Here is a 26,974-nt window from a genome sequence, read left to right as displayed (position 1 = left end):
ATTCACATAGGTCTGTCGGGAAATGTTGACGGGCAGGGGACGAGAGTGAACCAACCTAACATCGCTAAGCTGCCACACGCCCGCATCGCCTATTACGATATTGGTGAGGGCAAGCCCATTGTGTTGATCCACGGTTTCGCTTCAAACGCGCGGGTCAATTGGATCGGCACAAACTGGGTCAAAGTTCTCAACGAAGCAGGCTATCGCTGCATAGCTCTGGACAATCGCGGGCACGGTGAAAGCGAGAAGTTCTACGAGCCGCATCAATACGGTCCCGATATTTTTGCCCGTGACGCGGCCGATTTGCTGGATCATCTTGGCATCCAACGTTGCGCGGTCATGGGTTATTCTATGGGCGCTCGCATCACCGCTTGGCTTTGTATGCACCACGGGGAGCGGGTCACGAAGGCCATTTTTGGCGGCATGGGCGCACGGCTTGTGGCGCCTCCTGGCAATTACGAAAATATCGCAGCCGCGCTGGAGACCGATGAACCGGACACAATCGCCGACCCTGGTGGGAAAATGTTCCGTAAATTTGCGGATGCAACTGGCAGCGACCGCATGGCACTCGCCGCCTGCATTCGCCCCTCGCGCCAGCGGATAACCGAGGGCGATGTGGCAAAAATTGAGACACCAGTTCTGGTGGCCGTCGGGGAAGATGATGATGTTGGTGGGTCACCGCAGGTGTTGGCCGACCTCATTCCCGGAGCTAAGGCTGTGTCTTTACCGGGATTGGATCATATGAAGGCGACCGGTGCGCAGCCTTTCAAAGATGCAGCGCTCGATTTTCTCAAAGGTGCGGGCTGATGGAACGGCAAAAGATCAAATTCACGGGGGCAGAGGGCAACAATCTGATCGGTGATCTCTATGAGCCGCCTCAACAAGACAACAGCGCTCCGCCTGCATTGTTTCTGCACGGCGGCGGTCAAACCCGCCATTCATGGCGCGGCGCGGCAAAGCAGCTTGCACACTTGGGTATTGCCTCCATCACTATGGACGCACGCGGCCATGGCGATAGTGATTGGGTGCAAAGCAAAGACTATTCAATCGAAGGCTATCAGGCCGATACGGTCGCGCTATCCGACCATCTGGCACAACGCTTTGGTACACGCCCCATCTTGATAGGCGCATCACTGGGTGGCCTATCCGGCATGATGGCGGTGAAGGCGGCGGGACCAAGCGTATTTTCGGCACAAATTTTCGTCGACATCACACCGACCATGTTGCCATCGGGCGTTGATAGAATTCAGGGCTTTATGGCCGAAAAAATGCATGAAGGGTTTAATTCGGTCGAAGAAGCTGCAGATGCTATCGCGATCTATCTACCAGACCGTCCGCGTCCAAAGTCTCTTGATGGCCTGCGTAAAAACCTGCGCCAACGTGAAGACGGTCGTTTTTACTGGCACTGGGATCCTGCTTTTATCGATGGCCCGCATCCCATAAATAAGGGCCGTGAAACGCGCGGCGCTGTATTGCAGGAAGCCTGTCGTCAGATCACGGCGCCGACGCTGCTCATCCGTGGCAGCCGCTCAGAACTGGTGACAGAGGCTGCGGCCAAGGAATTTCAGGAATTGGTGCCTCACGCACGCTTTGTGGACGTCACGGATGCAGGCCATATGGTTGCTGGAGACCGCAACGATGTGTTTGCCAACGCGGTCATTGACTTTCTAAAGCGCGAAGTAATCTAGCGTCCTGTAAATCGGGCAGGGCGCTTTTCGCGAAACGCGGCACGACCCTCGGCGTAGTCCTGGCTCGAAAAGGTCACGTTGCCCAATGCGTCAGCGGCGCTGGAATTGAGCGATTGGGCAGCGTCGATTGCTGCTTTCGTAGCAGCATGTGTGAGCGGCGCGAGAGCTGCAATTTCTACCGCCATCGCTTCTGCTTCTTTTGCCAGGTTTTCCTGGGCAACGATGTTCAGGAGAAAACCGATTGCCTTCATGTGTGCTGCGTCATAACGACGAGCTGTGAACAGCAGGTGCTTTGCGTTTTGTGTGCCAACAGCGGCCACGATATCGGCCATTGCTTCGACTGGATAAGCCAGCCCCAATCGCGCGGCAGGCACGCCAAAAGTTGCCTCGCTTGTTGCCAACCGCAGATCGCAAGCGCAGGCGATGCCGAACCCGCCGCCGAGGCAATAGCCGTCTATGGCCGCGATGGTCGGAACCGAAACCTTGCCGATAGCGGCAAACGCATCGGCATTGGCTTTTTCATAAACCGCTGCGCTGGCCGCATCCTTGCGCACGGTGTCAAACTCGGAAATATCGGCACCCGCACAGAAACTTGCGCCCTCGCCCATGATGATGATGGCTCTCGTGCCTTCGTCCACCATCTCTGCAAGTGCAGGCGGTATGGCTTCCCACGCATGTTGCGTCAGCGCGTTGTGGCGTGCCGGATTGGCCAAAATCAACCACCCGACGTTGTTTTTTGTGCGTTTTTTGATTTCCGCCATCGCTGAAACTACCGTTTTGCCTGCGTCCCTTACCCACGCTGATTTGTTTGCACCAGAGGTTTAACTGCGGCAAGCCATGACCTATGTTAATCGAACCGCGCTAAACGTCGCTGGAGGATGACACTATGGCAAACCCCGAAGAACTGGGCAGCAATCAGCACAACGAAGTGGTCTATCTGAACCCGCTTTGGCAGGCATTGCGCGATGAAGCGAAAGAAATTGTTGCAAACGACGCAACGATGACGAGCTTCATTCATGCCAACGTGCTCAACAAATCGACGTTAGAGGAGGTGGTCATTCACCGCATTTGCGAACGGCTGCACCAGAGCGATTTTTCGGGCAACACGATACGCGCAGCCTTCAATGCAATGGCGGCGGATTGGCCGGAATGGGCTGAAGTGTTACGCACCGACATCGCCGCCTTCTACGAGCGCGATCCTGCTTGCACGCGATTTATCGAACCGATCCTGTATTTCAAAGGCTTTCAGGCGATCCAAACCCATCGTCTTGCCAACTGGCTTTGGAAACAGGGCCGTCGCGACTTTGCGCTCTATCTGCAAAGTCGCATGAGCGAGACATTCCAGTGTGATATCAATCCGCAAGCCGAGTTTGGCCGGGGGATATTTGTCGATCACGCCACTGGGCTTGTGGTGGGTGCAACAGCACGTGTGGGCAACGATGTTTCCATCCTGCACAGCGTAACATTAGGTGGCACCGGCAAGGAAGATGGTGACCGTCATCCGAAAGTGGGAGATGGTGTGCTTCTTGGTGCGGGCGCGAAAATTCTGGGCAACATAAACATCGGCAATTGTTCGCGTGTTGCTGCGGGGTCACTTGTTCTCAAACCTGTTCCCCCCAAGACCACAGTCGCGGGTGTTCCGGCTCGGGTTGTCGGCGTGGCTGGTTGCGCTTCCCCATCCCGTTCGATGAACCAAATCCTTGCCGAAGACAAAGACAGCGCGTAAGAGGCTGCCGCACGTACAAAACCATCAAGGAACTGCCCCGTGGAGCAATCGGAAATCGACAGCCTAACGGCCTATCTCGCTAAACTTTTCAACGAGCGGGAATTGATGGTGCTGTTGCATCCTGAAGACGACGAGCAGGCGCTTGTCGCCATTGGCCAGAGCTTCTTTGCGCGGATCGACAAGGACGTTGACGAGGGCGAAACCAGCTATTCGTTTTCAAAGGATATTCCCGATCAACCTAGCGACGAGTTGAACGCTTATTTCAAAGAGATATTCAACGCTCAAGATGTGGAAGTTCGCGCCCGATCCAATAAGCAGGACTCGGCTGAAATCTACAAAGGCGATGAATTTCTCGGCGTTCTTTACGACGACGAGGGCAGTCAAGACGGGATGCAGGTTTTCAACATGGCAATCCTCGATATCGATCTTGATATGGACGATACGGCTAGCGCCTAGGGCTGGGCTACCCATTTAAGTGCCGCTTCGCGCATAGCGGTTTCAATTTCACGCCATTGAGACAACAACTCGGTCGCAAAGCGGTATCGAACCACCAGGTTATTCCCGACATGGAAATCGCGCAGGCATGTGGTCACTTGCGGCCCGTTTGGGGATTCCAGTTGGCAACGCGCAGCCCATACTCCATCGTCGCCCGCGTAGATCGCCAATTGCTCGCCATCATACCCGACACCGGCTTTGAGCTTTTGAAACGTCAGTCCTGCCGGCCCATCGCTAGGCGTACCATCAAAAAGTGGCACATAGACGTTCTCTAATCTGTTCGTCATGTCCGCTGGGTTGCCGCGTTTTTCCACCGCCGCAAAGATCAAAGAACGTGCGCCGGCTTCGGTGAGGAACAGATCACGGTTTTCCTGTGAGAAACCTACCAAACCAGGCCAAAGCAATGTCAGGTCCAATTGCCCGATGTTCTGCCGCACGTTTGCGCTGCTCAACTGCACGATGTTTGCGGGCACCCGAACACTCTCATCCGCGATAGAAAACTCCCGTAGAGCCGTATCGGTTGTGTAAGGCAGAGGCACGGTATTGGAGCGATACCAAGTAACCAAGCTCCAAGCGCCCAAACCCGTCAAAACGGCAAAACTGGCAACAACCAGCGTTTGCGTGAGCCAGCGCGGCATGGGAGGCTGTGGGTTCTGAACAGGCTTTTTCATGTTAAAAGCTCAAATCATTGCAGCCACCTAACGTCAACGCGCAATCCGACGATGACGATCACATTTCAAGAAAGACGTTTCTCATGCCGATCTATCAACTCGACAATCATCACCCTCAATTCGCAGGTTCCAAATTACCGGGCGAAATGTGCTGGGTTGCGCCAGATGCAAACATTATCGGCAAAGTGCTTATGGATGAAGGCGCGTCGGTCTGGTTTGGCGCGGTCTTGCGGGGCGATACGGAACTTATTCATATTGGTGAGCGCAGTAATGTGCAGGATCTCGCTGTTTGTCACACGGATGAAGGGTTCCCGTTGATCGTCGGCAAAGACTGTACGATTGGACACCAGGCCACGCTGCACGGCTGCATGATTGGCGACAATTCACTGGTTGGCATGGGGGCAATGGTGATGAACGGTGCGAAAATCGGCAAGAATTGCCTCATCGCTGCTGGTTCTCTGGTCTCGGAGGGCAAGGAAATTCCTGATAATTCGCTGGTTATCGGCAGGCCCGGCAAGGTGGTGCGCGAGCTGGATGACGCAGCACGCAATATGCTGTCGGCCAGCGCGGCACACTATGCTGCTAATGCGAAGCGCTTTTCCAAAGGCTTGAAACGCATTGATTAGCGCAAAAGAAGGGCCGGCCTGCGGGGAGCAGGACCGGCCCAAATGATCTGGTCTCGTTGGGGACGGGGAAGTGAGACGCGACCAGATCAATGGCGTCGTCGGATGGTTCCGTCGATTTCGTGTGAGGTGCTTATGTTAGTTTGAAGCTACCTTCCGGCGATTGTCGCGGATATTGATCCACTTGCCCGAGTGTTTTGTCGATTGACGCTTCAGATATTTGTATGGCGTTTCATTCCAGGCTTTCACTTTGCCTTCGAGATTATCAAGAATGTAGTCGCCGCGATCCGTCCGCACGGTAAGCACAGCGTGGCCGTCACCATTGGGTTGCAGCACCACTGTGATTAGCAAACTGGATGGGGGAAAACCCTGCTGCATCAGCATATGGCGCTTTAGCAACACGTAGTCTTCGCAATCACCGAATTTGTCGGGATAGGTCCAGTGCTCTTCGACACCATAGTATTCCTGATCGGTGACCGGCTGCACGGCGGAGTTCACCCGTGCGTTGACCAATACCATTTTCCGCCACTTGCTTCTGGTTAAAGTTGGCGCTGTATCATCATCAGTGCGCACTTCGCACTCGCGTGGCAACTGCTGGCAGAACATCGCGTGCCCAATGGGCCGCAGGCTGCGCCCAGCCGTCGTCATGTGCGCAGCCTTTGCAGCGTGCGCTTCGTTAGAACTCAATTCCCCAGTTTGGCTTGCTGCCAGGACGATCAAAGCCGCCCCTATTTTTTTAATTGTCGTCAGCATGTCATTTCTCCCCGTGACAGGAATATCTATAACAGCTTCACCTTGAGGATAAAGAAAGTCTAGCGCATTGTTTTTAGGTGTTTTTTCAACAATGTTGATTTAAATTGTCACGAACAAATTCACACATTGTTTACACATCAAAGCAGTTCGCAAAAAAAGCCCGCCGAGCGAAAGCAGGGCGGGCTTGGTTGGGTAAAACTCGGCGGTCTGCGTTAGACGAAGCGGTTCACTATCGCATTGTTTTCTTGAAGCGTGACGAATTCGATCGCAATGCCTTCATCAAAATGACGAACAACTTTGCCCTGCATGCCACCAACCATAACTTTCGCGCCGAGTGCCGGCCGCACTGCGCTGCGTACGGCAGCACCGGAAAGTGAAATGTCGATAATCTCAATGGCATAGGCCCGTCCGTCATCAAGCCGCATTTCTGAAATCGTTTGTCTCGGGACAACACGATCATGACGACGCTGGTTTTCGGTTCCGAATTCTGCGTTCTCCTGACACCAGACAATTTTACCAACCATCTTTTCACGCGCCCGCATCGTCATGTCGAAGGTCATGGCAAAGCCGCCTTCGAACAATCGAACAACTGGGCCGTTCACACGGCCAATATTGTCAAGATAGATGATCACCTCTTCGCCAACGCGCGGCATGTGAGAGGCGATCACTGCCGTATCTCCCGGCGAAATATTGATCGTCTGGCAGGGCACCTCCAGTTTGTTTTGGAACATACAACGTCCAAAAACTGAAAGCGGGATACGGTCCCATGCCCGCCGTTCCGGATGTGAAAGCGGTGTTGCCTGCGCTGACTGTCCTTGAAATGTCATTTGTGCCCCGATGGTCTCAACGTTCGTGAGAGCACAATGCAGCATGTCTGTTAAAATATTCTCTGCGGATGCGATCAGGAGTTCACATCTGCGTTAACCTTTTGTCAGCCGCCACGACCGCCTTCCAATACCCGCAGAAACGGTGCACCACGCACGGCACCGTTTTCATCAATCAGCGGTTCATTTGCGGGATTGATAGGCGTTATGGAGGACGGTGTGTCGAAATCGTTGGAGAATTCCGGCGATTGAACCCCGAGTGCGGCAAAGTCATTCTGCTCTGCTGCGGGCTTTAATTCCCAAGGGCGCAAGATGCGTACGGAGCGAATTGTTTGCCTCTCCAACCGCTGTGAAAGCAACCAAGCGGGCATTTCCAAGGGCACAGTGATGCCGAGCACGCGCTCGCCGCGCTGCCCGTTGTGGTTGAGCGGCATCATCAGCGTTTCCAGTGGCACAACGCGCCCATCAGCCGACACCCCGTCTGAACAGATCAGAACCAGATAATCATCGTCAGCCAAACCTGTGGCCCAGCTTTCAGCGGCACGCTGGTCCGCATCATCAAAATTGGCACTGAACGGTTCGTCTTTAAGTTCCCGCCCCATCATGGCGCAAAGCCGCGTTCCCGCCAGGCGATAGCTTTCTGCGCCATTGGTTATGTCGAGAATGAACATATCGCCCAGCAATTCAGGACAATGCATAGGCTGCACTGCTTGCCGCTCAGGCCAGATCGAACGGCCCAGCCCGTCGCGCTTCATCCCGGCTTCAAGCCACAATTGCATCCAGTAGTCCTGCATCTTGCGGGTTTTGTCGTGTCTCATGGGTGATGTCCTGCTTTCGCTGTCTCGTTTTGGCTTTGCGGCGGACAGGAGAGCTGGAATGTCCCTTTCTGGAACACTTCAAGCCTCGTGCAGGCCGTTGTGCCACCAGCTTTGCAGGCACCGTGCCAAACCATGGCAGAGCAGGGGATTAGGTAAGCGTGCAGTTCGTTTACGGATTTTAACCTTAATGGCGCGTTTGCGTTGCACGACGGGGTAATATTTGGTTAAGGTTTGAGGGAACTCCACGGAGATGCGCTTCCTTACCGCGCTCCGGCAAATTCGCGGAACAGCGCACGGCGCACGTTTCGCAAGCCTATGCTTGGCACCTTTTTCCTGTCGGGGGACGGGGAAGTGTGACCGACAAGCAGCCCGGTGCTCCAGTGCACCGGGCTTTTTTTTTCCTTCAATTGGGCGTGTGGCCTTGGCCTGACCATCACGATAGCTAAATGTGGCTCAAAGCGCTCGAGTTGAGACCGATATGAACCAACAATTCCCGCACGATGAACCAACTGAGACACAAGAGAAGCCAAATGAACCGGCTTTCAATCTGCCGACATCGGTTCTGGTCGTATCGCTTGCATTGATCGCTGTTCACGCGATCAGTCAGTTTTTATCGCGGCCGACATATTTTTGGGTAATCGAAATGTTTGCCTTCATACCCGCCGCCTATTGGGTCAGCCCTTCAGAACTGTTGGAGCCGCTTACACGATTTTGGAGCCCGGTTTCCTATTTCTTCCTGCACGGAGATTGGGTCCACCTGATCGCAAATCTAATCTGGTTTGCCGCGTTTGGTTCCGCCGTTGCTCGCCGTTTCGGCACCGCCCGGTTTTTCACATTCTTGGTCCTGTCGACGGCAGCATCTGCTTTGGCGCATTTCGCGTTTAATGCTACCAGCGCATCGCCTGTGATTGGGGCATCGGGTGCCGTATCCGCCTGTATGGGGGCTGCCGTTCGCTTTGGCTTTGCTCCCAACGATCCACGCAGCGGCGCGATGCGGCCTTCAATGTCACTGTTGCAGTCTTTGTCGAACCCCGGAATTTTGATTTTCGTCGTGATCTGGTTCGCCTTCAATTGGCTTTTTGGCGCGGGTGTCGTGCCAATGCCGGGCGTTGAAGGCCAGATTGCCTGGGAGGCTCATATGGGAGGGTTTTTGTTTGGCCTGCTCGCTTTTGCGCCGTTTGACCCTGTTGGCCAGCGCAGAACGTATTTGTCTTAAGCCGGGTGCGAATTCGCCAATTCCAGCAAGCGATCGATTTCGAATTGTGCTGCGCGGTAGCCAGCTTCGATCGCCTCGTCAGCCCTGTGGAACTCCGCTAAACCGATAGAACTGACCGCTGGAATGATCGACATATCAGGCGGATCGCCTGCCAACCGCGAGCGGGCGATCCGGTCTTGGATGATGTTGTAGGCTTCAACCATGACGCCGCTAATGCCCATCGCTTTGCCCACGCGGGCAAATGGCCCCTTGCCGATGCCATGATCTGCAAGATCGTTGCTGAACGCTTTGCCCTTGTCTGAAGGCTGGCTGTGGCCATCGCGGACAACTGTTCCTCGTCCGTAAATATCTGACGACAAATTCACTGCCACAACCGCATCAGCTTCAAACGCACGGCAGACCGGCACTGGAACGGGATTGACCAAAGCACCATCGACCAGCGTGCGGCCGTTCAGCTTCACCGGCTCGAAGATGCCGGGCAGGGCGTATGACGCGCGCATAGCGTCAATCAGCGGTCCTTGCGTCAGCCAGATTTCGTGGCCCGTGCTGATTTCCGTTGCGACACAAACCAGCGGGCGGTCAAGATCTTCAATCCGCACCAAGCCGATATGGTGCTCCATGCGCTCTGCCAGCTTCACCCCGGAAATGAGACCAGAGCCGCGCAGGCTGAGATCGAGAAATCCGATAATCCGACGCGGCGTGAGATTGCGGGCGAAGTCTTCCAACTCGTCCAGCTTGCCAGCCAAATAACAACCACCAACCATCGCACCGATGGAAGTGCCTGCAATCATTTTGATGGGAATTTTCGCTTCGTCCAATGCACGAATGACACCGATATGAGACCAGCCGCGGGCTGCTCCTCCGCCGAGGGCAAGTGCAATGCCGCGTCTAGTGTCCTGCTGCAGCGGCGCTGCAGGCGCTGTAGGTGTGTCTGTCATTTCCGTTTCCGGCACGCTGAGCGCCTCTTTGAACGCGAACATCATGGTTCATTCCTCGCATGAAGCCATAATGAGACAATTTGTGTAATATTCTATGAAACGGAGATTAATCCGTCATTTATCGTAAACATCTTTCGGGTCGAAAAGCGGCGCATCACCCGTTGGTTCCAGCCTTGCCCCGGATTCGTCCGACACCAAACGACGATAAAAGCAGGACTTTCGGCCCGTATGACATGCTGCACCATGGCCTTCGATTGCAACGGATACCCACAAGGCGTCCTGATCGCAGTCAATGCGAATTTCCTCAACTTTAAGCACGTTTCCCGAAGTCGCACCCTTATGCCAAAGTTTGCTACGCGATCTGCTCCAGAAATGCGCTTCCCCCGTCTGTAACGTACGCTCCAGAGCTTCGGCGTTCATGTGTGCGAGCATCAGTGGTTCGAGCGACGTTGAATCAACAACTATTGCCGTCACCAAGCCTTCTTTATCAAAGCGTGGAAGGAGAGCGGTGCCCTCTTCGCGCTCATTCGCATTGGTGTCGCCCATAATGGAACTGTCTCGGATAAGAGTGCCTGCGGCTACTTCTTAGCGCTGTTGACCAAAGACATGAAGTGCATCTGTTCGGCGGGCTCATCGCGGAAAGCGCCGGTAAACGTAGTCGTTAGCGTCGTGGAGCCTTGTTTGCGGATGCCGCGCATGGCCATGCACATGTGCTCGGCCTCAATCATCACGGCAACGCCGCGTGGCTCAAGGCTTTCCTGAATGGCGTCTGCCACTTGTGCGGTCATGCTTTCCTGCGTTTGCAGGCGGCGGGCGAAAATATCGACCACGCGCGCAATTTTGGAAAGACCAAGCACCCGTCCATCCGGCAGGTAACCAACATGGGCACGGCCGATAATTGGCACCATGTGGTGCTCGCAATGTGAGTGAAATTCGATATCGCGCACGACGACCATGTCGTCATAGCCCGCGACTTCCTCGAATGTGCGGCCCAAAACCTCGTGTGGGTCTTGGCCATAGCCTTCAAACAGCTCGCTATAGGCCTTCGCCACGCGCTTGGGCGTGTCCAGCAAGCCCTCGCGGGATGGATCATCGCCTGACCAAAGCAAGAGCGTCCGCACGGCTGCTTCCGCTTGCTCTCTCGTTGGTCGCTTCAATTGTGCATTGGGGGTAGGTTTTGATGCAGCCGTGAGGGCTGCTTTGTCGACGATCTCATCCATTGGATATCCTGACGTGTTGCGAACATTACGATCCACGAACCAGCCAAGCCACCCAACGAACTCCCGTGATCCGATTGCGGACCGTTCTTGGACTTGTCTTTGGTTCCGGGGCCTTTCGGCACGGTGACCGGCGCGACACTTTCCCGATTGGAAACCGCCTTGCCATGGCTTAAATATAGGCCACAATACGCGGGTGGAAAGCTCCAAAACGTCGCAATGGTTCACATTTGCTACAAGTGCCGGATAAACAATGACAATTGACGCCGTATATAATTCAAAGCTGCTCGAATTTGCTGGCAACATTCCACGCATCGGCCGACTGGACGCCCCTGATGGGTCCGCAAAGGCGCACTCCAAACTGTGCGGTTCAACCGTTTCCGTAGACGTGATGACCGACGGCGAGCGCGTGACCGACTATGCCCACGACGTGAAAGCGTGCGCTCTGGGACAGGCGGCTGCGTCCATTTTGGCCGCCAACGTTATTGGCGCTACGATGGATGAGCTTGTGCAAGGGCGTGAAGAATTGCGCGCGATGCTAAAAGAAGACGGTGGCGCCCCGACGGGCCGCTTTGCCGAGCTTGAATTTCTCTCTCCCGTTAAAGAATACCGCGCCCGTCACGCATCCACCATGCTGGCCTACGATGCGGTGGTGCAAGCCATGGAACAGGCGCTTGCCCGCCACGCGGCATGACCAAACGGTATACCCGAAACTATAACGGCCCTTGGCGGCGCACGCCCGGCAGGATGCTTGGCACGGGCTTTATCCGACTTTATCAACTCACGCTTTCTGGCTTCATAGGCAATTCCTGCCGCCACATTCCCACGTGCTCCGAATACGGTTATGAGGCCATTGCCCGGCATGGATTGCTGCGCGGCGGCTGGCTGACAGCTAAGCGTGTCTCCAGATGCGGCCCATTCAAGGCATTGGGCGCGAGCGAAGGGCATGATCCGGTTCCCGATTGAGGTTGACTTCACGCCCTAAACCTACCCTGGTTTGACGATTCCGCATCCCTTGGCTATGGAGCGGGCGCAAACAAACCACCCGCGTTGTAGGCGGGACTGGATAGGAGATACGACTATGGCGTCCAACGCACCCCTTTCCCTTGAATTCCCCGACGGCAGTGTCCGCGAATTTGACGCCGGCACGACCGGCTTTGCCGTCGCCGAAGGCATTTCCAAATCGCTGTCGAAAAAAGCTGTCGCGATTTCGCTGAACGGCGAGCTGATGGATCTCAACATCGAGATACCCGCATCTGGCAAGCTTGAAATCATCACCCGCAATGACGACCGGGCGCTGGAACTCATTCGCCACGATTGCGCTCACGTGCTGGCTGAAGCCGTGCAGGAAATCTGGCCGGACACGAAAGTCTCAATCGGCCCTGTGATTGAAAACGGCTTCTACTACGATTTTGATCGCGCCGAGCCGTTTACGCCGGAAGATCTGGACCAGATCGAAAAGAAGATGCGCGAGATCATCAAACGCAACGCGCCGTTTGAGCGGCGCGTGGTCAGCCGTGACGAAGCCCGCGCGCTCTTTGAGAAAATTGGCGAGAGCTACAAGGTTGAGTTGCTCGACGCGATTCCCGAAGGCGATGACGTCAAACTCTATTCCCAAGGCGAATGGACGGACCTTTGCCGCGGCCCGCACATGCCTTCAACAGGGCAGGTGGGCAACGCCTTCAAACTGATGAGCGTTGCTGGCGCTTATTGGCGCGGCAACAGCGACAATCAGATGCTTTCGCGCATTTACGGCACCGCTTGGGCCGACGAAAAGCAGCTGAAAAACTATCTGCACATGCTGGAAGAGGCCCAAAAGCGCGACCACCGCAAAGTGGGCCGCGAGATGGACCTGTTCCATTTTCAGGAAGAAGGGCCGGGCGTCGTCTTTTGGCACGCAAAGGGCTGGAGCGTGTTTCAGCACCTCGTCAACTATATGCGCCGACGCATTCAGGAGCACGGCTACGACGAGGTCAACGCACCGCAGATTCTCGACAAAGCGCTTTGGGAAACGTCTGGCCACTGGGGCTGGTATCGTGAAAACATGTTCACGACTCAAACCGAAGATGACCGTGAATTTGCAATCAAGCCGATGAACTGCCCCGGCCATGTTCAAATTTTCAAGAATGGACTGCGTTCCTACCGCGAATTGCCCGTCAAAATGGCCGAGTTTGGCAATGTCCACCGCTATGAGCCCTCTGGCGCGCTGCATGGCCTCATGCGGGTGCGTGGGTTCACGCAGGACGACGCCCATGTGTTCTGCACGCCGGAACAGTTGGAAGCAGAGTGCCTTCGCATCAATGATTTGATTCTCACGACCTATGCCGACTTCGGTTTCGAGGAAATCGTTGTGAAGCTGTCCACCCGCCCCGAAAAGCGCGTTGGCACGGACGAGAACTGGGATCGCGCTGAGAAAATCATGGGCGATGTGCTGGAGAAAATCGAACGTGAAAGCGAAGGCCGCATCCGCACGGAGATCAATCCGGGCGAGGGTGCTTTCTATGGCCCCAAGTTCGAATATGTGCTGCGCGATGCTATCGGACGCGATTGGCAGTGCGGCACAACGCAGGTCGATTTCGCCCTGCCGGAACGCTTTGGTGCGTTTTACATCGACCAGAACTCCGACAAACAAGAGCCAGTCATGGTCCACCGCGCTATCTGCGGTTCAATGGAGCGCTTTATCGGCATATTGATCGAGCATTTCGCTGGTCATCTGCCGCTTTGGATGTCGCCCATACAGGCCGTGGTCACGACGATTACCAGTGAGGCAGACGAATACGGCAACAAAGTCGCTGAGACGCTGCGTGATGCTGGGCTGAAGGTGAATACAGATTTCCGCAACGAAAAGATCAACTATAAGGTGCGCGAACACTCGCTGGCGAAAATCCCGGTTATTATCGCTGTCGGTGGCCGCGAAGCGGAGGAACAAACAGTTTCCATCCGTCGTTTGGGCTCCAAGCACCAGACCACGATGACGTTGCAAGAAGCGGTCGCTTCCTTAACCGAAGAGGCCGTTCCGCCGGACGTGCGCCGCAAACGCGACGCCAAAAAGGCGGCTTAGTCGAGCAGAACCTCAACGGCGGTATTGCGTCCTGTTTCAACTTCGAAATTGTGGATGTAGACCTCGTCGCCGTTGCGCACCGATGCTTCATAGCTGCCCTCGGACAGAACAAGACGGGGCGAGACGGCATTACTTTCAAACAGTTTTTCGCCGTCTCGCGATAGCACCGTCCAAGCGGTGTTCGCGACCGGGTCACCGCCCTTGCGCAGTACGAGTTTGAGCGTCACCTCCGCACCCCGATGTTGCAGGACTGCATTGGTGACTTCACCCGCATTCACCTCCAAGTCCGCGCGGACACTGGCGTTAATGTCGCCGTAATTCGAAACAACGTGATATGTGCCTGCTTTCAACCGCACAATACGACCGGGCCGCACGCCGTTGACGATGAGCGCGCGGTTGCCTTCCTCATCGCGTTCAATGCCATAGATCGAGAAGCGCAAATTGCCGGGCTTGATCGGCATCGTATCCGCTACGGCGTTCAACGAAAGCCCGCCAGCATCGAGTATGAATGTCTCTTCCGCACCGCCATCTGCTACGTTCAGCTTCTTTGTGGCGCTGGCGCGGCCAAAAGCGGTGTGCACGATGTAGGTTCCGGTTGGCAGCTCAAAACGCTGACTGCCGCCTTTGCCACTGGCTACCAATGGCAACTTTCCGTCAGCACCTTTCACAGCGCCGAATACCCGCCAAAGAAGGCCCCGCTCGATTGGCTCTCCTTTTTCGGTTAGTTGGGCAGTTAACGTGACTGGCTGACCTGCGCCGGAAAGCACGCCCGTCGCAGATGGTGCCAAAGAATTGCTTTGCGCAAACGCGGCCACCGGCCATAGCAGAAAGCTCAACAAAATAACGATAAAACGCATGCAAAAAACCTGTAGCGAATTGAGCCTACTTGTCCGTCAAGTTGATGGCATTTTCAAGGGCGCTTCGAATGGTCTAAGGGAAGGGGATAGATCAGATAACACTTCTCGGAAGACTTGATGAATCCGTTAATCCAACACTTGAAGAAACGACGCTCATCCTTATCAATGACATTAGAATCTCCAGGTCCGGATAGTGATCAAATCCGAGAAATGGTGGAAATCGCTGCCCGTGTTCCTGACCACGGAAAACTGGCTCCGTGGCGTTTCGTTGTCTGGTCGTCCTCGTTACGCAAAGCCATGCACGCATCTTTGATCGAATTGCTGGAAGCGCATCCAGACCTGATGGACAAGGAAAAGTTGGCGAAGGGCACGGATAAGTTGTTGCACGCCCCCTGTGTCATCGCAGTCATTAGCACGGCCAGTGAACATCCCAAGATCCCCGTATGGGAGCAAACCCTCTCCGCTGGTGCCTCCTGCATGAATCTGCTTCACGCTGCTAACGCCCTTGGGTTCGAAGCGCAGTGGTTAACAGCTTGGTATATCTACGAAGATCAAGCGCGGGACATCCTGCGACTGAGCGATAGTGAACAGATCGCTGGCATTGTTCACATTGGCTCGTCAAGCATTCCAAAGGCCGAGCGTCCACGCCCCGATCTCGACACCATTCTTTCTTTCGTATCGGAGTAGGCTTGCATGTTTTATCGCGCTGAAGAAGACCATGGCCTTTCCCACAACCCGCTCAAAGCCATCGTGGCACCACGGCCCATTGGTTGGATATCCACATTGTCTGCGGGCGGTGTGGCAAATCTTGCACCTTATTCGTTTTTCAATGCGGTGAGCGATACTCCGCCAATGCTGATGTTCGCATCGGGCGGCGAAAAGGATTCTCTGACGAATGCGCGTGCAACCGGTGAGTTCACTTTCAACTACGCTTCTAGCCGAATGACGGACGCCATGAACCTGTCGTCCGGCGGCTATGAACCGGACAAGGACGAGTTCGAAATCGCAGGCTTGGAAAAGGTGAAGGGCGAAACGGTTGCATGCCCCCGTGTTGCTGGCGTCCCTGCGGCGCTGGAATGCAAGGTGTTGGATATCATCCAGCCGATCGATCTGTCCGGTGAAAAAACGATCTATCAGATCGTCTTGGGACAGGTAACAGGGGTGCACATTGATGATGCCATGATTACCGATGGGCGTTTTGATGTAAAAAAAGCGGACCCGCTCATGCGTGCGGGCTACCGCGATTATGCGCTGGTCAGCGATATGTTTGAACTTGCCCGCCCGCCGGGCGCGGGCGGAATGTAGCAACTAAGCCTCTCCCACACGCCGCAGCAGGTTCTGCGCCTTCTTCAAGTGTGGTCTGTCGAGCATCGCTCCATCAACGGCCAAGACACCGGGATTACCTGCAGCTTCAAATGCCTCAACAATGGAACGGGCTTTCTGGATTTCTTCGGAAGACGGCGTGAATACATCATTGATGATCGACACCTGTGCAGGATGAATGGCCATCTTGCCCGTGAATCCATCAATTGCGGCTTCCTCGCATTCGCGCCGAAAGCCCGCTTCATCGCGAAAATCAGGATAGACTGTGTCCATCGGCTGCACACCTGCTGCCACAGCGCCGAGGAGTGTCTGCACGCGGGCGTAGCGGAATATATCCCGGTAGGTGCCATCGGCATGCCGCCGCTCCTGCGCGCCAACATCGGTCGCAAGATCTTCTGCTCCCCATGTCATAGCTTCAAGACGCGGGCTGCTTCGATAATAAGTTCCAGCGGCAAGCGTTGCGGCTGCGGTCTCTGTTACGATGGGAATGATTCGTGTCGCACCATCAGCCAAATCATGGTTTGCTTCGTGAACCCGCAGACGTGCATCCAACTCCGTCACATCGCGCCCATGGCCGCTTTTGGGCAGCACAATGCCTTCGGGCGCGGCTGCCATAACAGAGTCCAAGTCTTGCTCGGTCATCTGCGTATCAAAATCGTTGACGCGCACATAAAGGCGAGGGCGACTGGTTTGGGGCAGGGCGTGTTTCAGAAACTCGGCTGTAACGCTTCGTGCTGTTTCCTTGGCATCCAGCGCAACGGAATCTTCCAAGTCTATGAACAGACAATCAGCGCCGCTGCCCAACCCCTTCTCCAGCTTGCGTTCGCTGTCGCCGGGAACGAAAAGAGCCGAGCGCATCACGCCACCTTCCGGCGCATCATCGCCTGACGGCGGCACTGGCACACCAGAACGTCGTTTTGATTATAACCACGATGGATGAAATCGACGATGCCGCGATCAGGCTTGGATTTTGATGCGCGCACGGCAGCGACCTCTGTGGTCACATGAATGCTGTCGCCTTGGAAAACCGGATTTGGAAAGGTTGTCTCGCTCATTCCAAGGTTGCCGATGGTTGTGCCGAGTGTTGTTTCACCCACGGAAATGCCAATCACGAGCCCAAGGGTAAAAATCGAATTGACCAGCGGTTCACCCCATTCGGTGTCTTTGGCGAAATGTCGATCAATATGGAGCGGCTGCGGATTGAGCGTCATGGTTGAGAACAACATGTTGTCGCTCTCGGTGATCGTCTTGCTCAATTCGTGCTCGAAAATCTGACCAACTTCGAATTCGTCCAGATACAATCCGGCCATTTTCCGCTCTTCCAAACAGGGTTTTCCCGACAGCACTGTGCAGCATGAAAGGCAACCGGCTCAAGGCTTGGGATGCGTAAACATGGTGAATGAATTGCAAAAATTCATGGTGAACCTTCGGTTAACCGTTCCGTGGCACTGTGATTGAAGGGGGTGCAGAGTTCTGCGCCTGGTAGAGTTGCGTGGAGTTGTTTTGCGTCATGGTATTAGACCGTTTTGTTTTGTGGCTGAAATCGGCCGCAAGTGGGGAAAAGATCGAAGCTATCGCGGATGTGGTGGAAACCTTTCGCGATGCTGAACAGGGCAGCAAGGAACGGGCGGCGTGCGAGCGCTTGTTTGCATTGTTTGTTACCGACCCGGACGCCAATGTGCGCCAGCGCTTAGCCACGCAAGTGGCTGATGTGCCGGATTTGCCCAAGGCGCTTGTATGGAACCTGCTGCAAGATGAGCCCGCCATTGCGGCGCCGCTCTATGCTCAATCAAAGCACCTTTGTGAACGCACGTTGTTGGCAGGTGTGGAAGAGGGAGGTGACGTCATTCAGACAGCCATTGCCGGACGCTCCGGTCTCTCAGGCGATATTGTTTGCGCACTTGTCGCTAAAGGTACGGCCAGCGCTATTGCGCGTATTCTGGAAAATGAGGAGATCGTTCTCGGCCCTGTTCTCAAGCACGATATTGCAACGGCACATGGCAACGATGCCCGCGTTCGTGACTTGCTGCTCAACACCGAAGACCTTGCGCCGCATACGCGCCAGTTGCTGGTCCGCGGCCTATCAACAAGCCTTGCCGCTTTTGTTTCCGGCACAGGTTGGTGCGACAGCAAGCGCCTCAATACCGTCACCAACGATGCAGCTAACCGAGCTACACTAACGATTGCTGGCGATTGTTTGAGCGACACAAAAGACAAAGGTTGCGATGCAATGGTGCTCTATGTCGATCACTTACGCGCAACGTCCCAACTCACGCCCGCGCTTATTTTACGGTCGATCTGCGCTGGTCACGGCACGTTTTTCGAAGCAGCTCTGGCCAACCTTTCGGGCATGTCGTTAAAGCGTGTGCAAGCGATCATTGATGATGGCCGCTCTTCGGCATTCCGCGCACTATACGCTCGCACAAATTTACCAGAAAAAGCATTCAACGTGTTCCGTTCGAGCATCTCTGTTTGGCAAAAACTGCAGCGAGAGTTTGAATGGTCGACGGTGTCAGAATCCGAACTTTACGCTGCCGCTGTCGAGCAGATCGTTGAGCAGGCTCAGGATGACCCAACGACGGAGCCCAGTTTGATGGCGATGCTTCACCGCATGTTGGCGGAAGCCACTCGGGAACATTTCCGAGATGAACACCACATCAAATTGCTTGCGCCACCAATGGCCGCTTAGACGATTAATATCGGAACTGTTCGTCCAAGATGCGCTCGTCCCATGAGTGATCTTGGTCAAACATTACGATACCGGTCGCCTCGCGGTCCTCGTGAATTTTCACCTCGATTGCGGATTTGATTTCTGTATTGTCCGCAACCGCGTTCACTGGCCGCTTTTTCGGTTCCAGAACGGTGATTTTTACATGGCTTGTATTGGGCAACAACGCGCCCTTCCAGTTGCGTGGCCGAAAGGCGCTGACAGGTGTGAGCGCAAGCAGTGGTGCCTTCAGTGGCAAAATAGGGCCATGGGCTGACAGATTATAGGCGGTGGAGCCTTGAGGGGTCGCGACCATGACACCGTCACACGTGAGAGCTTCCATTCGCTCTAGCCCATCAATCTCGATGCGAAGTTTCGCGGCCTGAGCGCTTTGGCGGAATAGAGAGACCTCGTTGAATGCCTGCGCACGGTGCACTTTGCCGTGTGCGTCTTTGGCTTCCATCTGTAGCGGATGAATACGGGCGGAAACGGCTTTTTCAAGCCGCTTGTGCAGGCCTGTTTCGCGATAAGCATTCATCAAAAAGCCGATCGAGCCCTTGTTCATGCCATAGATCGGCGTGCCTGAATTGAGGTGTTTGAGTTGCGTTTGAAGCATGAAGCCGTCACCGCCCAGAGCGACTATAACGTCCGCATTGGATGGCGAAACCTGACCGTATTTCTCGGTTAGGCGTTTAAGCGCATCACGCGCCGATTGGGTACGATTTGCGACGAAAGAAAGGGCCAGCTTGGCCATAGGCAAGTCCCGCATTGCACAATTCCACCAGTCTTGCCTCAGCCGGAAGGTGCAAACAATAGCAAGTTGACAGCGTGATTAAGCCGGGTCGATTTTCCGAACGTTAGCTTCCGACGGTTTTTGCCTCCTTCTTCCTTTTCACTGCCTTCTTCTTGGTGGTCTTTTTTGCAGGCTTTTTGGCTGTTTTCTTCTTTGCGGTTGCAGCAAGCTTTTTGGCAGACGTATTCGCTGTGGCTTTCTTGCTCGAAGCCTTCTTCGTTCTGTTGCCGCTGGCTGGCTTGGCAGCACTTTCGCTCGATGATGTTCTTTTGACGGTTTTTGCTTTCGAAGAAGATGGTTTTTTCGCCACCGTCTTCTTTTTCGCCTTGCTGGAAGCAGACGCACCGCTGCCCGGTTTGCGGCGACAGAACGCCTTCACTTTAGCACCATCTGAACGGGTAAATGCATTGACGTAAGAACAGCTGTTGCTGCTCTCGCATGAACCTTTTGACAGCCCCTTACACACTTGTGCGCTTGCCGTCGCAGACTGAAAAGCTAACGTGGCAATGATTATTCCGAAAAAAGCGACAAATTTAGCAAAGAACGAGGTCATGGCGTGGCTCCAAAAGAATCTATGGAGCCACACTAACTGTCCACTTCCGCTACGACAACTTTTGCAGCAAGGCGTCGACTGAGGCCTTTGCATCACCGTAGAGCATGCGCGTGTTCTCTTTGAAGAAAAGCGGGTTTTCTACTCCAGAATAACCGGCACCTTGGCCCCGTTTCGATACATAGACCTGCTTGGCTTTCCAGACTTCCAGCACCGGCATTCCTGCGATGGGGGAATTGGGATCGTCTTGCGCGGCGGGGTTCACGACATCGTTGGAGCCGACGACCATGACCACGTCCGTTTCTGGGAAATCCTCGTTGATCTCGTCCATTTCCAATACGATGTCGTAAGGAACTTTGGCTTCCGCCAGAAGCACGTTCATGTGGCCGGGCAGTCGGCCTGCTACAGGATGGATGGCGAAACGGACTGTTTTACCAGCAGCGCGAAGGCGGCGGGTCATTTCCGAAATAGACGACTGCGCCTGTGCTACCGCCATGCCATAGCCGGGAACGATGACGATACTGTCCGCCGCTTCCAGCGATGCTGCCACTTCATCGACAGATGTTGCGACCATCTCGCCGTCAATCTCCTGCTGCGGGCCGGAGGAGCCACCGAAGCCGCCCAGTATGACCGAGATGAACGACCGGTTCATCGCCTTACACATGATGTAGGACAGGATCGCACCGGAGGAACCCACCAGCGCGCCGACAACGATAAGCAGGTCGTTGCCGAGCGAGAAGCCGATCGCAGCCGCTGCCCAACCGGAATAGGAGTTCAGCATGGACACGACGACCGGCATGTCAGCACCGCCGATACCCATGATGAGGTGATAGCCGATGAAGAGGGCAGCCAGCGTGACGATGATCAACGGCAGCATACCGCCACTTGAAAGATACCAGAACAGCCCGATCACGGCCAAAGCCGCTGCGCCTGCGTTCAGCGCATGGCCGCCGGGCAGTTGAATGGCAGCGCTGCTAACCTGACCGGCAAGCTTGCCATAGGCAATCACGGACCCTGTGAATGTCACAGCGCCGATGAACACGCCGAGAAACAATTCGATGCGCAGAATGTTGATCTCGACATTGGTCTTTTTGGCAACAATAGCTGCAAAGCCTTGGAAAGTATCGATAATGGTAGCAGCTGCGGGATTGCCAGCAAGGCTTTCGGCTGCCGGGAAAACCAGATTAATGGCTGCGTAGGCCTCCGTGACACGTTCGATTTCAATGTGAGCGTTCAGCCCAACGAACACCGCAGCCAGACCAACCAGCGAGTGCATGGCTGCAACAAGTTCCGGCATTTGCGTCATCTGCACGCGGTTGGCGAGTTGCCACCCGATCACGCCACCAGCGGCGATCAACACAAGCGATATCAACCAAAGCCCGGAGCCAGGCCCAGTAAGCGTCGCAAAGACCGCTAGTGCCATGCCGACAATGCCATACCAGACAGCACGTTTGGCTTTCTCTTGCCCCGACAGGCCGCCGAGAGAGAGAATGAAAAGAATGGCCGCAACGACGTAAGCGGCGGTTGTGAATCCGTATTCCATGGAAGCCTCCTCCGCTTACGATTTCTGGAACATGGCGAGCATTCGCCGTGTCACCATGAAGCCGCCAAAAATATTGATGCCCGCCATAAAGACAGACAGTGCCGCAAGAACCATCACCAACCACGAGCCGGATCCAATCTGCATCAGTGCGCCCAGAATAATGATCGATGAAATAGCATTGGTCACAGCCATAAGAGGCGTGTGGAGCGAATGGGCTACATTCCAGATCACCTGGAAACCAACGAAACACGACAGGGCGAAGACGATGAAGTTCTGCATGAAACTTGCGGGCGCAACCAGCCCGACAAGCAGCATCAGAATGCCGCCAACGGCCAGCATTGCAATTTCACGCATGCCGGCTTGGCGCGAGGCAGCCAGTTCGGCAGCAGCTTTCTCTTCAGCAGTCGGCTCAACGGTTTTGGGTGCAGGCTTGGCAATTGCCTGAATTTTCGGAGCAGGGGGCGGGAAGGTAATTTTGCCTGCGTGCGTAGCTGTCGCGCCGCGGATAACGTCGTCTTCCATGTTGTGAACGATCACGCCGTCTTTTTCCGGCGTCAGGTCGGTCAGCATGTGGCGGATGTTAGTGGAGTAGAGATTGGATGCCTGCGCAGCCATACGGCTTGGGAAATCGGTGTAGCCAATAACCGTGACGCCATTGGGTGTCTCGATCTTCTCGTCTTTGACGGTCAGATCGCAATTGCCGCCGCGCTCGGCTGCAAGGTCCACAATCACTGAGCCTGGCTTCATGGCTTCCACCATGTCTTTCAGCCAAAGTTTCGGCGCGTCACGACCAGGGATCAGCGCAGTCGTAATCACGATATCGACGTCTTTGGCCTGTTCGCGGAACAGCTCCAGCTGCTTCTCGCGAAATTCTGGCGAAGAGGGCGCTGCATATCCGCCATCGCCCGATGCGTCTTCGTCAAAGTCGAGCAGCAAGAATTCTGCGCCCATTGATTCAATCTGTTCGGCCACTTCGGGGCGGACGTCAAAGGCCCGCACGATGGCTCCCAAAGACTGTGCTGTGCCGATGGCGGCAAGACCGGCCACGCCGGCACCGATAACCAGTACCTTGGCTGGCGGAACCTTGCCGGCAGCCGTCACCTGGCCGGTAAAGAAACGTCCAAACGAATTGCCCGCTTCGATCACCGCGCGGTAACCCGCAATGTTCGCCATGGACGACAGGGCGTCCATTTTCTGGGCACGTGAAATGCGTGGCACCATCTCCATCGCAACCAGAGTGGTGCCAGCCTTTTCTCCGGCTTTCAGAAGTGTCTCGTTCTCGCCCGGCGCCATAAAGCTGATGACCGTCTGGTCTTTGCGGAATTTCTTGATTTCCGCAGCGGATGGCGCACGCACCTTGGCGATCACATCCGCCTCGCGCCACAACTCGGCGGCAGACTTCGCAATTTTCACTCCGGCATCGCGGTAGTCTTTGTCTGAAAAGCGGGCATTTGCGCCTGCGCCTTTCTCGATCATGCAGGTGAAACCCAATTTTTGAAGATCCTGAGCAGACTGCGGCGTCATCGCCACACGATTCTCGCCCGCAAAGGTCTCCTTCGGCGTTCCGATAATTGTCATCACGCACCCTCCGTCCCGAAGCAATAGCTTGATAAAGTCTGCCGCTTATAAGGGGGAGGTGGGAACAAGGCAATTAAACCAGCGCGAAGATGCGTGGTTCAATTGCGGAGACGCCAGCGACGGATTGTCTCAATTTCTGAAAGGATTAGCCGAAACGTCGGCGAGCCAGCACCATCGCAGCTTACGTTAGAAAAGGTCTTTAGCGCTTGAAGATAAATATCTTTTCGATTGCGAAGCGATGCGAATGCTTGCTAGATTTCGAGTCAGGGGCGGTTAATTCTTATTAGCCGTGGGGAATGGTTCACATGGCAACGCTCGAAATCGATGAGCGCTGGGCTGTGTGCAATTCTGGTTGTATTTGGCTGATGCGCTCCCAACAGGGAAGACATATCAATGGCCTTCACGACCACTTTTTCAGTACAGACTATAAAATCTGAATTCACCCTCAGTACTTCTACCTCGGGGGACCAATCGAATGTGGATCTCATAGGCGCTGAGGAAGGCGGGTTCTTGGTTGCTTATAAAAATGGCGCGCAGGCCTCTGCGCGGATCATTGATGCAAACTTCGATTTTGGAACAGAGTTTCTTTTTCTAAGCGGTCTAGCCGTCTCCAGTGTCGCTTTGACGGATCTGGATCCGGGTACAGGCAATGCCGTTTTTGCAGCTGCGATTGATGTTGGTACGCCTGGCACAAACATGGTGGCGCGGGAGTTCGGACCAAGCACTTTTCCAGACTCCTACTCACTCGGCGGCCCCTCAACCGCAAGTGGTCCGGACGCTGTTACGTTGACCAACGGCAATTACGTCGTTGCTTACAATGACATTTCGGCAACCAATTCTGCGAAGGTGAAGCTGGTTACCACAGCAGGCAATAACGTAACAGACCTGACGATCGACGGTGGCGGCAACGTCTCGGTTGCAGCGCTGACAACCGGCGGGTTTGTGACCGCGCACATTCAGGGCGTACCTTTCACGGTCAACTCACCGCCTTCAGGCACTGTTTCCATCCAAAGGTTTGATGCCAACGGCAACGAGGTCGGAATTACGATTGACGCAACGCCAAACATTTTCGTTGGGGGTGGCCCGACCGAGACCGAGATCATCGGTCTGCCGGGCGGTGGCTGGGCCGTTGCAGTTAAACAGGGTGTTGGCCTTCTGCTGCGCATCTACAACTCAAGCGGCGACAACATCACGCCCGGTGGCGATATTATCTTGGCTGGAACTGGCGCCGGCCCCGAGTCAGAGCCGTCTCTTTCTTTGGTTGGTGATTCTCACATCGTAGCGAGCTGGACTTACGCTTTCACCAGCACCGATGACGACGTTTACCAGCAGGTGTTCGACCTTGCCGGCAACACGGTGGTCGGCGCGGCAACGCTTGCGCCTACGAACTTTGATGAAAACAGGTCGACCATCGCCGGATCACGAATGGATGACGGCGTGTTCATGACGTCCTTCACCGATGAGTCTGGTGATGGCAGTGGCACAGCCGTCCGCGGAACCGGGCAGCAGATCGTGCGCACGCACAATGGGGGTACGGGCTTCGACGATTCTCGCAACATTCCAAATCTGGACGATAATTTCAGAGACATTTTTTTCGGCAACGGTGACGATGATGTTCTCGCCAGCAATGGCGGGCGTGACGATCTTTTTGGGGGAGACGACTCCGACTCATTGATCGTTAAAACCGGGACGGACGCATTCGGGTCTGAGCGGTACGATGGTGGTGACGGCTTCGACGTACTGTTCTTTCAGCCGAACCAGGTCGGTCTAAACATTTTTGATGCGCGAGATGACATAATAGTCGATATCGAGACTTTTGCGCTTAACGCCCCGAGTTCTGGCGTGACCGACATCTTGTTCCAACTCGATGAAAGCCAACTCAACAAAGATGGGAATGGAAAAGTTACCCAGAACTTCCTTAATTTAACCGGCGGTCAAGGCACGTATGAAATCAGTCTCACAACTTCTGATTTCCTTGATTTGAGCGAAATTTTCGCGAGCGTATCCGCAGGTGGAACAACCAAGTTCAGGATACTCGGCAATGACAACAATAACATCATCACAGGAAGCCTGAGAGACGACACCATCATCGGTGGAGAAGGCTTTGACGATCTTAGAGGTGGTGCGGGCAGTGATACGCTCGAAGGAGGTTCAACAACGGATTTTCTGAACGGCGGCACCGGCGCTGATACCATGATCGGTAAGGGTGGCGGTGATTTGTATTTTGTCGACAACGTCGGCGATGTCGTAGTTGAAGACTTGAATGAGGGAGTGGACGCAGTTTCCGCTTCTGTCTCGTACACACTCGGCGCAAACGTCGAGAACCTGACTCTAGTAAGTGGAGCGTTTAGCGGAACTGGTAACGAACTAGACAACTTAATTATCGGAACCAGCAATGACAATTTACTCGACGGTGCAGGTGGCGTTGATGAGTTGCAAGGGGGTCAAGGTGACGACACATATTTCAATGTCGAAGCTGGCGACGTGATTGTTGAACTGGCGGGCGAGGGAACCGACACAATCCAAACCGGGCTTGCCAGCTACACTCTCGACGACAATTTAGAAAATCTTGAATACATCGGTGCCGATGAGTTCACCGGGACAGGCAACGCGGCGGCCAACAGAATAATAGGTGGGTTCGAAGCAGATACTCTGAACGGCGGTGGCGGCCGGGATATCCTTGACGGAACCTTCGGCACGGACACGATGATCGGTGGTACGGACAACGATCAGTATTTCATCGACAATCTGGGCGACATCGTAGTGGAGAATGCGGGCGAAGGCCTCGATATTCTCAATGTCGGGGTCTTCGGCGGCGCCTATAGCTACACCATGCCTCCCAATACCGAACGGTTGAACATGCTGGATGGCAACAACCACGTGCTGAAAGGCAATGCAGAAAGCAACCGCATCAACGGCAACAATGGCAACGACCGTTTCGTGATCGACCAAGGCGGGGATGACACCTTCTCCGGCGGATCAGGCACAGACGTCTTTGACGCGCGATCCAGCGATGTGGGCGTTCGGATTTACCTCAACGATCAAACGGACAATACCGGCGCTGCCGCTGGCGACTTATTCGCGGGCATCGAGATATTTGCCGGCTCAAATTCCACAACCAGTTTCGATGTCATGCGCGCGGGCGATGCACGCGGGCGCTTTCAAGGTGGCGATGGCAATGACGTACTGACCGGAGGCAACAACATCGACTTCCTGCGCGGCGATAACGGCGACGATATCCTAAACGGCGGCAACCAGCGCGACACGCTCAACGGGGGGCGTGGAAACGATACGTTGCGCGGCGGCAACAACCGCGACCAGTTCAACTTCGTTCAGGAAGATTTCGGACAGGACACGATTACCGATTATCAGGACGGCCTGGATTACTTCAAAATTTTCAGCGCCATCGCGACCGATCTCAGTGATTTCACCATCACCGGAAACGGAACGTCGACGGTCCGGCTGACATTGAACTCGGATACGTCAAACTTCATCGACGTCAACGGCATCAACGGAACAGACGTCACCCTGACCGCGTCGGATTTCCAGTTCTACTAGGGGCTGCGATTTCTTCAGGCGTTTACGGTGTTTGG

The 26,974-nt window shown here is 54.9% G+C and carries 27 protein-coding genes and 1 pseudogene; 13 read left to right on the top strand and 15 right to left on the bottom strand.

Annotated features, from left to right (window positions below):
* The first annotated feature begins 45 nt into the window (after positions 1–45).
* Positions 46–807 (top strand): alpha/beta fold hydrolase, encoded by a 762-nt coding sequence (locus ACFQ14_RS04070; RefSeq protein ID WP_377211432.1) that lies wholly within the window; start codon positions 46–48, stop codon positions 805–807.
* On the top strand, positions 807–1,688 hold the full coding sequence (locus ACFQ14_RS04065; protein WP_377211431.1) for an alpha/beta fold hydrolase: 882 nt from the start codon (positions 807–809) through the stop codon (positions 1,686–1,688). The genes ACFQ14_RS04070 and ACFQ14_RS04065 overlap by 1 nt, the downstream gene beginning before the upstream one ends.
* Here ACFQ14_RS04065 and ACFQ14_RS04060 read toward each other — a convergent pair.
* On the bottom strand, positions 1,685–2,449 hold the full coding sequence (locus ACFQ14_RS04060) for an enoyl-CoA hydratase-related protein (RefSeq protein ID WP_377211430.1): 765 nt from the start codon (positions 2,447–2,449) through the stop codon (positions 1,685–1,687). The two genes, ACFQ14_RS04065 and ACFQ14_RS04060, sit on opposite strands and share 4 nt — an antisense overlap.
* A gap of 125 nt (positions 2,450–2,574) precedes the next feature.
* Here ACFQ14_RS04060 and cysE point away from each other — a divergent pair, with 125 nt between their 5' ends.
* The gene (cysE, locus tag ACFQ14_RS04055) at positions 2,575–3,414 is read left to right on the top strand and encodes a serine O-acetyltransferase (protein ID WP_377211429.1); all 840 of its coding nucleotides are present in this window, start codon (positions 2,575–2,577) and stop codon (positions 3,412–3,414) included.
* Between the two features lie 39 nt (positions 3,415–3,453).
* Complete coding sequence (locus ACFQ14_RS04050; protein ID WP_377211428.1) at positions 3,454–3,870, top strand: DUF3126 family protein; 417 nt, start codon at positions 3,454–3,456, stop codon at positions 3,868–3,870.
* Here the strand turns inward: ACFQ14_RS04050 and ACFQ14_RS04045 are convergent.
* Complete coding sequence (locus ACFQ14_RS04045) at positions 3,867–4,580, bottom strand: hypothetical protein (protein ID WP_377211427.1); 714 nt, start codon at positions 4,578–4,580, stop codon at positions 3,867–3,869. The genes ACFQ14_RS04050 and ACFQ14_RS04045 overlap by 4 nt on opposite strands.
* 83 nt (positions 4,581–4,663) lie before the next feature.
* Here ACFQ14_RS04045 and ACFQ14_RS04040 point away from each other — a divergent pair, with 83 nt between their 5' ends.
* Complete coding sequence (locus ACFQ14_RS04040) at positions 4,664–5,206, top strand: gamma carbonic anhydrase family protein (protein ID WP_377212066.1); 543 nt, start codon at positions 4,664–4,666, stop codon at positions 5,204–5,206.
* A 135-nt stretch (positions 5,207–5,341) separates the two neighbouring features.
* Here the strand turns inward: ACFQ14_RS04040 and ACFQ14_RS04035 are convergent, their stop codons facing one another.
* The 3 genes from ACFQ14_RS04035 to ACFQ14_RS04025 form a co-directional block, all read right to left on the bottom strand.
* Positions 5,342–5,944 (bottom strand): transglutaminase-like cysteine peptidase, encoded by a 603-nt coding sequence (locus ACFQ14_RS04035; protein ID WP_377212065.1) that lies wholly within the window; start codon positions 5,942–5,944, stop codon positions 5,342–5,344.
* A 224-nt stretch (positions 5,945–6,168) separates the two neighbouring features.
* On the bottom strand, positions 6,169–6,687 hold the full coding sequence (locus ACFQ14_RS04030; protein WP_377211426.1) for a PilZ domain-containing protein: 519 nt from the start codon (positions 6,685–6,687) through the stop codon (positions 6,169–6,171).
* 200 nt (positions 6,688–6,887) lie between these two features.
* Entirely contained in the window at positions 6,888–7,598 is a 711-nt protein-coding gene (locus ACFQ14_RS04025; RefSeq protein ID WP_377211425.1) for a PAS domain-containing protein, read from the bottom strand.
* Between the two features lie 478 nt (positions 7,599–8,076).
* Between ACFQ14_RS04025 and ACFQ14_RS04020 the strand changes: the two genes are divergently transcribed.
* Positions 8,077–8,814: a rhomboid family intramembrane serine protease gene (locus ACFQ14_RS04020; protein ID WP_377211424.1), complete on the top strand. Its 738-nt coding sequence runs from the start codon at positions 8,077–8,079 to the stop codon at positions 8,812–8,814.
* On the opposite strand, the gene ACFQ14_RS04015 is transcribed toward ACFQ14_RS04020, so the two are convergent.
* The 3 genes from ACFQ14_RS04015 to folE all read right to left on the bottom strand — a co-directional run bounded on the left by ACFQ14_RS04015 (position 8,811) and on the right by folE (position 10,972).
* Positions 8,811–9,752, bottom strand: a complete 942-nt coding sequence (locus ACFQ14_RS04015) for a patatin-like phospholipase family protein (protein WP_377212064.1) — start codon at positions 9,750–9,752, stop codon at positions 8,811–8,813. The two genes, ACFQ14_RS04020 and ACFQ14_RS04015, sit on opposite strands and share 4 nt — an antisense overlap.
* A 114-nt stretch (positions 9,753–9,866) precedes the next feature.
* Positions 9,867–10,298, bottom strand: coding sequence for a phosphoribosyl-AMP cyclohydrolase (gene hisI, locus ACFQ14_RS04010; RefSeq protein ID WP_377211423.1), 432 nt, complete (start codon positions 10,296–10,298; stop codon positions 9,867–9,869).
* A gap of 32 nt (positions 10,299–10,330) precedes the next feature.
* Complete coding sequence (folE, locus tag ACFQ14_RS04005) at positions 10,331–10,972, bottom strand: GTP cyclohydrolase I FolE (protein ID WP_377211422.1); 642 nt, start codon at positions 10,970–10,972, stop codon at positions 10,331–10,333.
* A gap of 250 nt (positions 10,973–11,222) precedes the next feature.
* On the opposite strand from folE, the gene ACFQ14_RS04000 reads away from it, so the two are divergent.
* From ACFQ14_RS04000 to thrS, 3 genes and pseudogenes are all read left to right on the top strand, one after another.
* Entirely contained in the window at positions 11,223–11,663 is a 441-nt protein-coding gene (locus tag ACFQ14_RS04000) for an iron-sulfur cluster assembly scaffold protein (RefSeq protein WP_377211421.1), read from the top strand.
* Positions 11,660–11,929 (top strand): annotated as a pseudogene (yidD, locus tag ACFQ14_RS03995) (membrane protein insertion efficiency factor YidD); the annotation flags it as partial. The gene ACFQ14_RS04000 and the pseudogene yidD, both read left to right, overlap by 4 nt.
* 121 nt (positions 11,930–12,050) lie before the next feature.
* On the top strand, positions 12,051–14,030 hold the full coding sequence (gene thrS / locus ACFQ14_RS03990) for a threonine--tRNA ligase (RefSeq protein ID WP_377211420.1): 1,980 nt from the start codon (positions 12,051–12,053) through the stop codon (positions 14,028–14,030).
* Here thrS and ACFQ14_RS03985 read toward each other — a convergent pair.
* On the bottom strand, positions 14,027–14,887 hold the full coding sequence (locus ACFQ14_RS03985) for a hypothetical protein (RefSeq protein ID WP_377211419.1): 861 nt from the start codon (positions 14,885–14,887) through the stop codon (positions 14,027–14,029). The genes thrS and ACFQ14_RS03985 overlap by 4 nt on opposite strands.
* A gap of 165 nt (positions 14,888–15,052) precedes the next feature.
* Between ACFQ14_RS03985 and ACFQ14_RS03980 the strand changes: the two genes are divergently transcribed.
* On the top strand, positions 15,053–15,574 hold the full coding sequence (locus ACFQ14_RS03980; RefSeq protein WP_377211418.1) for a nitroreductase family protein: 522 nt from the start codon (positions 15,053–15,055) through the stop codon (positions 15,572–15,574).
* A gap of 6 nt (positions 15,575–15,580) precedes the next feature.
* Positions 15,581–16,192: a flavin reductase family protein gene (locus ACFQ14_RS03975; RefSeq protein ID WP_377211417.1), complete on the top strand. Its 612-nt coding sequence runs from the start codon at positions 15,581–15,583 to the stop codon at positions 16,190–16,192.
* 3 nt (positions 16,193–16,195) lie between these two features.
* Here the strand turns inward: ACFQ14_RS03975 and ACFQ14_RS03970 are convergent, their stop codons facing one another.
* Both ACFQ14_RS03970 and ACFQ14_RS03965 read right to left on the bottom strand, forming a co-directional pair.
* The gene (locus ACFQ14_RS03970; RefSeq protein WP_377212063.1) at positions 16,196–17,068 is read right to left on the bottom strand and encodes an HpcH/HpaI aldolase/citrate lyase family protein; all 873 of its coding nucleotides are present in this window, start codon (positions 17,066–17,068) and stop codon (positions 16,196–16,198) included.
* Positions 17,068–17,520 (bottom strand): MaoC family dehydratase, encoded by a 453-nt coding sequence (locus ACFQ14_RS03965; protein WP_377211416.1) that lies wholly within the window; start codon positions 17,518–17,520, stop codon positions 17,068–17,070. The genes ACFQ14_RS03970 and ACFQ14_RS03965 overlap by 1 nt, the downstream gene beginning before the upstream one ends.
* A 200-nt stretch (positions 17,521–17,720) precedes the next feature.
* Between ACFQ14_RS03965 and ACFQ14_RS03960 the strand changes: the two genes are divergently transcribed.
* Entirely contained in the window at positions 17,721–18,899 is a 1,179-nt protein-coding gene (locus ACFQ14_RS03960) for a DUF2336 domain-containing protein (RefSeq protein ID WP_377211415.1), read from the top strand.
* A gap of 4 nt (positions 18,900–18,903) precedes the next feature.
* Here ACFQ14_RS03960 and ACFQ14_RS03955 read toward each other — a convergent pair whose 3' ends face one another.
* The 4 genes from ACFQ14_RS03955 to ACFQ14_RS03940 form a co-directional block, all read right to left on the bottom strand.
* Positions 18,904–19,671: an NAD kinase gene (locus ACFQ14_RS03955; RefSeq protein WP_377211414.1), complete on the bottom strand. Its 768-nt coding sequence runs from the start codon at positions 19,669–19,671 to the stop codon at positions 18,904–18,906.
* A 103-nt stretch (positions 19,672–19,774) separates the two neighbouring features.
* Positions 19,775–20,263 carry a hypothetical protein gene (locus ACFQ14_RS03950; RefSeq protein ID WP_377211413.1) on the bottom strand — a complete coding sequence of 163 codons (489 nt, stop codon included), beginning with the start codon at positions 20,261–20,263 and terminating at the stop codon, positions 19,775–19,777.
* A 49-nt stretch (positions 20,264–20,312) separates the two neighbouring features.
* A complete protein-coding gene (locus tag ACFQ14_RS03945; protein WP_377211412.1) occupies positions 20,313–21,803 on the bottom strand; it encodes an NAD(P)(+) transhydrogenase (Re/Si-specific) subunit beta in 1,491 nt (496 codons plus the stop codon).
* A gap of 15 nt (positions 21,804–21,818) precedes the next feature.
* Complete coding sequence (locus ACFQ14_RS03940; RefSeq protein WP_377211411.1) at positions 21,819–23,381, bottom strand: Re/Si-specific NAD(P)(+) transhydrogenase subunit alpha; 1,563 nt, start codon at positions 23,379–23,381, stop codon at positions 21,819–21,821.
* Positions 23,382–23,891: 510 nt separating this feature from the next.
* Here ACFQ14_RS03940 and ACFQ14_RS03935 point away from each other — a divergent pair.
* Positions 23,892–26,939: a beta strand repeat-containing protein gene (locus ACFQ14_RS03935; RefSeq protein WP_377211410.1), complete on the top strand. Its 3,048-nt coding sequence runs from the start codon at positions 23,892–23,894 to the stop codon at positions 26,937–26,939.
* Positions 26,940–26,974 lie beyond the last annotated feature (35 nt).

This window comes from Pseudahrensia aquimaris (assembly GCF_042676045.1).
GTDB classification, from domain to species: Bacteria; Pseudomonadota; Alphaproteobacteria; order Rhizobiales; family Rhizobiaceae; genus Pseudahrensia; species Pseudahrensia aquimaris.
Note: the sequence above shows the minus strand (reverse complement) of the source record. Positions and strands in the feature narration are given on the sequence as shown.

Excerpts from the sequence above, each read along its gene's own strand:
- ACFQ14_RS04065 (WP_377211431.1), top strand. The coding sequence starts at position 807 with ATGGAACGGCAAAAGATCAAATTCACGGGGGCAGAGGGCAACAATCTG.
- ACFQ14_RS04060 (WP_377211430.1), bottom strand. The coding sequence starts at position 2,449 with ATGGCGGAAATCAAAAAACGCACAAAAAACAACGTCGGGTGGTTGATT.
- cysE (WP_377211429.1), top strand. The coding sequence starts at position 2,575 with ATGGCAAACCCCGAAGAACTGGGCAGCAATCAGCACAACGAAGTGGTC.
- ACFQ14_RS04045 (WP_377211427.1), bottom strand. The coding sequence starts at position 4,580 with ATGAAAAAGCCTGTTCAGAACCCACAGCCTCCCATGCCGCGCTGGCTC.
- ACFQ14_RS04040 (WP_377212066.1), top strand. The coding sequence starts at position 4,664 with ATGCCGATCTATCAACTCGACAATCATCACCCTCAATTCGCAGGTTCC.
- ACFQ14_RS04030 (WP_377211426.1), bottom strand. The coding sequence starts at position 6,687 with ATGTTCCAAAACAAACTGGAGGTGCCCTGCCAGACGATCAATATTTCG.
- ACFQ14_RS04025 (WP_377211425.1), bottom strand. The coding sequence starts at position 7,598 with ATGAGACACGACAAAACCCGCAAGATGCAGGACTACTGGATGCAATTG.
- ACFQ14_RS04020 (WP_377211424.1), top strand. The coding sequence starts at position 8,077 with ATGAACCAACAATTCCCGCACGATGAACCAACTGAGACACAAGAGAAG.
- ACFQ14_RS04015 (WP_377212064.1), bottom strand. The coding sequence starts at position 9,752 with ATGACAGACACACCTACAGCGCCTGCAGCGCCGCTGCAGCAGGACACT.
- hisI (WP_377211423.1), bottom strand. The coding sequence starts at position 10,298 with ATGGGCGACACCAATGCGAATGAGCGCGAAGAGGGCACCGCTCTCCTT.
- folE (WP_377211422.1), bottom strand. The coding sequence starts at position 10,972 with ATGGATGAGATCGTCGACAAAGCAGCCCTCACGGCTGCATCAAAACCT.
- ACFQ14_RS04000 (WP_377211421.1), top strand. The coding sequence starts at position 11,223 with ATGACAATTGACGCCGTATATAATTCAAAGCTGCTCGAATTTGCTGGC.
- thrS (WP_377211420.1), top strand. The coding sequence starts at position 12,051 with ATGGCGTCCAACGCACCCCTTTCCCTTGAATTCCCCGACGGCAGTGTC.
- ACFQ14_RS03985 (WP_377211419.1), bottom strand. The coding sequence starts at position 14,887 with ATGCGTTTTATCGTTATTTTGTTGAGCTTTCTGCTATGGCCGGTGGCC.
- ACFQ14_RS03980 (WP_377211418.1), top strand. The coding sequence starts at position 15,053 with ATGACATTAGAATCTCCAGGTCCGGATAGTGATCAAATCCGAGAAATG.
- ACFQ14_RS03975 (WP_377211417.1), top strand. The coding sequence starts at position 15,581 with ATGTTTTATCGCGCTGAAGAAGACCATGGCCTTTCCCACAACCCGCTC.
- ACFQ14_RS03970 (WP_377212063.1), bottom strand. The coding sequence starts at position 17,068 with ATGCGCTCGGCTCTTTTCGTTCCCGGCGACAGCGAACGCAAGCTGGAG.
- ACFQ14_RS03965 (WP_377211416.1), bottom strand. The coding sequence starts at position 17,520 with ATGGCCGGATTGTATCTGGACGAATTCGAAGTTGGTCAGATTTTCGAG.
- ACFQ14_RS03960 (WP_377211415.1), top strand. The coding sequence starts at position 17,721 with ATGGTATTAGACCGTTTTGTTTTGTGGCTGAAATCGGCCGCAAGTGGG.
- ACFQ14_RS03955 (WP_377211414.1), bottom strand. The coding sequence starts at position 19,671 with ATGGCCAAGCTGGCCCTTTCTTTCGTCGCAAATCGTACCCAATCGGCG.
- ACFQ14_RS03950 (WP_377211413.1), bottom strand. The coding sequence starts at position 20,263 with ATGACCTCGTTCTTTGCTAAATTTGTCGCTTTTTTCGGAATAATCATT.
- ACFQ14_RS03945 (WP_377211412.1), bottom strand. The coding sequence starts at position 21,803 with ATGGAATACGGATTCACAACCGCCGCTTACGTCGTTGCGGCCATTCTT.
- ACFQ14_RS03940 (WP_377211411.1), bottom strand. The coding sequence starts at position 23,381 with ATGACAATTATCGGAACGCCGAAGGAGACCTTTGCGGGCGAGAATCGT.